Here is a 3,777-nt window from a genome sequence, read left to right on the forward strand (position 1 = left end):
GGCCAGCTCACCGAGGCGGTGCGGCGGCGGCCGTACGCGGTCGTCCTGCTCGACGAGGTCGAGAAGGCGCACCCGGACGTGTTCAACGTCCTGCTGCAGCTGCTCGACGACGGCCGCCTCACCGACGGCAAGGGGCGCACCGTCAGCTTCCGCAACACGGTCGTGATCATGACCTCGAACATCGCCTCGGACGTGATCGCCCAGCTCACCGAAGGGGACCGCTCACGCATGCTCGAGCTGGTGCAGCGCGAGCTCAAGGCGCACTTCCGGCCGGAGTTCCTCAACCGCGTGGACGAGGTGCTGGTGTTCCACCGCCTCGGCCGCGAGCACATGTGCGCGATCGTCGGCATCCAGCTCGCCCGCCTGAACCAGCTCCTGGCCGAGCGCCGGATCACGGTCGAGGCCTCGGAGGAGGCGCTCGACCTGCTCGCCCGCGAGGGGTACGACCCGGACTTCGGCGCGCGGCCGCTCAAGCGCGCGATCCAGCGCCTGGTGCAGGACCCCCTCGCCCGGATGGTGCTCGCCGGCGAGGTTGCCGACGGCGACACCGTCCGCCTCGGCGTCGCTGGCGACGCGCTCACGTTCGAACGCCGCGAACCAACCCCGTCAGCCGGTGAGTGATCCGGAACCCTGCCGCCGAGTGTCATACAGCTATTGCAGCGCGGCACGGTAGCTGGCCACGGTCGCGCGTGCACACGCGGCCCAGGTGAAGCGCCGCGCCTGCTCGCGGCCGGCGGCGGTTGCCGCTCGGCGCCAACCGTCGTCCGTCACGGCACGTCGTAATGCCGCGGCCCAGGCCTCGATATCACCGGGCCGAGCGGTCAACGCTACCTCCCCCGCAGCCTCTGCGAGCGACCCGCAGTCCGTCGTCACAACTGGCGTCCCACACGCCATCGCCTCCAGGATCGGCAGCCCGAAGCCCTCGTACAGAGACGGGAAGGCAAAGACGGAGGCGTTTCGGTATAGCGCTGGCAGATGTGCCTCGGAGACGTAGCCGAGCAGCCGTGCGTGCTCGCGGAGGCCATAGCGGTCAACGGCATCCTCGATCATCGGCCGGTGCGAGTGATGGAACGATCCGGCAAGCGCGAGCAGCATGTTCTTGGCGAGACCACTGGCGGCGAACGCCTCGACGAGGAACGGCAAATTCTTGCGGGGATCGCCGGAGCCGACGTAGAGCACGTAGGGACGGTCGAGAGCATGGACCTGCTGCAGCAAGGCCCGCTCGCCGGCCTCCCGTCGAGGGAGAAACAACTTTGCGTCGATACCCAGAAGGACGACGTCGATCTTCGCCCGTGGTACGCGCAGCAGACGGCAGAGGTCACGCTTCGTCGCCTCGCTGTCGGCGATCACCCGGCGCGCGCCGTGATAGCGCACCAGCTCATGCGGGAGGCGGCGCAGGCGGGCCAGGGCCGGCCGGCGGCGCGCGTAGCGCTCGATAAAGAGCAGCGGGATGAGGTCGTGGCAGGTTACTACCCGCGGGCAACCTGGAAGCAGCGGCATCCCGATCGCCTCCGTCAGGTGTACCAGGCGTGGTGCCGCGCGCCGCACTGCGCGACCGAGCTCGAACCGACGCCGCCAGACAAAAGTGCGATCGCTGTACGCAGCGTCCTCCCAGGTCCGTACCCGGTCGGCCGCCTCGCCGAGCGGCGCCAGCTGCGGCACGCCCCCCCGCCAGTCCACGAGCGCCGCCACCCGCAGGCCGCGAAGTTCCTCGGCAGGGAGCCCCGCCATCGCCCGTGTCAGGCCCACGATGTAGGTACCGATTCCCTGCTGTCGCGACCCGAGCGCCAGCGGCGTGACATCGACGAGCACGTCGGGCTCGCGGTTGACCATCGGTCAGCTCCTCCAACCTCGCCGCCGACTGCGGTGGGCGTGGGCGGAGCCGGAAAGGCCGTGGCGGCTCCTAGCCATGGCCGCTCCCCATCGGGCGCACCTTGGCCTTCGCCAAAGCGCGAATGCATGCGACGGAGTGAGCGATCCGACCGCCGGTCTGGGGCGGGTTCGGACCGAACAGCAGGCCGAGCCACCGACCGAACAACTCGGCAACACGCAACGTGGTCCTTCGTCGCGCGGGCCCATGCACGATCTCCCACAGCGGGTGCAGCATGAAGCTGCGCGCCTCGCGGCGCCAGGCCGGGTCGTCGCTGCGCAGCGCGTGCAGGCGGACCAACGCGCCGGTACCGAGGCCGTAGCGGAACGCGCGGCGACGCGAGCCCCTCCCCCGTTCCGCGGCGCGCGGGTGCATAACGACCAGCGACGGCTCCACGATGCACCCACGACCCTCCTCGATGAACCGAAGCACCAGATCGGTCTCCTCTGAACTGCCCCATCGCCGCCCAACCCCGAGCCGCTCGTCAAAGCCGCCGAGTCGAAACAGGTCGGCGCGGCGAACCAACAAACAGATTCCAATCACGCACCACACGTGGCTTGCACCCAAACGAACAGCTCGATCTGGAGCAACTTGAGCCAGAGGCATACCGATCGGATCCAAGTAGAGCGGGGCGACGAGGCTTAAGCGCTCGGCCCGTACCAAGACTCGCTCAAGTTCGTGGCCGAAGTGCTCCGACAACACGGCATCGTCGTCCAGGAAGAGCACCCACTCGCTCCGGGTCCTCTCAGCGCCTAAGTTACGGTTGTGCGCGATGCCGACCGACGTAGAGCGCACGTACTGCACGTTGGGGAAGCGGCTGCAGATATCGTGCGAAGCCTCGTCCTCGGACTGGTCGACGACAATGTACTCGACGTGCGTAACCCCCAATGCACGGTGCGCAGCCTCCAGGGCTGAACGGAGCGCCTCCGGTCGGTCCCGTGTCGCGATGATGACACCTGCTCGCGGCGTCGTGGTCATGATATTGGTGCATTCCGAGATGCAACCCAGGGATTCCCGAGCCCTTGCTCTGCTCCCTTGGAGATGTTCCCTCTCAGACGGGCACGCTCTTCGCTCTTCCCCTCGCCCATGGTAGCGCAGAGCTTCCGCAAGCCCGGAGATACGGACGCGCAAATGGCGTGCGGTTGCCGGCTCGTCAAACTGCCGCGCATGCCTGAAAGGACGGGCCACCCGAACCTCTCGACGTTCACGAGGGCAGAGCATGGGACCACCTCCGGCAGGTCTGTATCCCAAGACCAACACGGTGTGGACCTGCCGGCTACGGGGTCCTGGACATCAGGTCGGCGCTGTGCGACCCACGCGCCGGCGTTGAGGCCGTGCCCGCGGTGGTTAAGTGTCACGTTGCCGCCCCCGGCGACAAACGCGACTTCAAGGCACGCGCCACCGCCAGAAGCAGCAAGAACGTCCTCGGTCGGAGCGCCGCCCCGGGTAACCAAGACTCCTCGGGCCTCAGTTGGGCGTTTCGACCACGACCGAGGACGCCGACACACCTCGAGTTCCAGCTCACGTCTCGCTCCCAGCTACAGAGCCTTCCGCAGCCATGAGCGAGCAGGCCGACAGCCGGGTTCGCGGAACCTGGATCGCAGCGCGGCCGATGCGCCGAGATCTCCGGTCAAAGGGACAAGACAATGGCAATCGGGCTCCGCATCCTACTTGCATGTGACCATCGTCTCTGCGAACAGGCCGGGCAGAAACACGTGCCGTTGCTCCAGCCACCTCAAGTAGCACCGCTCCCGGCTCATCGACGTCCTAGTACCCTGTCCCGCAATTGACATGGATCATAATCTCATGGGATTATGGGTCAGGAGGACCGACCCATGCCCCGACGCGCGCCGGTGATCGAGCTGAGTGCGAGGGAACGAAGTGAATTGGAGCGGCTGACTCGCGGC

Annotated in this window: 3 protein-coding genes; 1 reads left to right on the forward strand and 2 read right to left on the reverse strand. The window is 67.5% G+C overall.

Annotated features, from left to right (window positions below; all coding sequences use genetic code 11):
- The coding region (locus tag M7D61_RS04470; RefSeq protein WP_298228016.1) for an AAA family ATPase at positions 1–621 on the forward strand (621 nt) is incomplete at its 5' end.
- A 30-nt stretch (positions 622–651) separates the two neighbouring features.
- Here M7D61_RS04470 and M7D61_RS04475 read toward each other — a convergent pair.
- A complete protein-coding gene (locus M7D61_RS04475) occupies positions 652–1,833 on the reverse strand; it encodes a glycosyltransferase family 1 protein (RefSeq protein ID WP_298228018.1) in 1,182 nt (393 codons plus the stop codon).
- A 70-nt stretch (positions 1,834–1,903) separates the two neighbouring features.
- Positions 1,904–2,848, reverse strand: coding sequence for a glycosyltransferase (locus tag M7D61_RS04480; RefSeq protein ID WP_298228020.1), 945 nt, complete (start codon positions 2,846–2,848; stop codon positions 1,904–1,906).
- Positions 2,849–3,777 lie beyond the last annotated feature (929 nt).

This window comes from Gryllotalpicola sp. (assembly GCF_027352875.1).
GTDB lineage: Bacteria > Actinomycetota > Actinomycetes > Actinomycetales > Microbacteriaceae > Gryllotalpicola.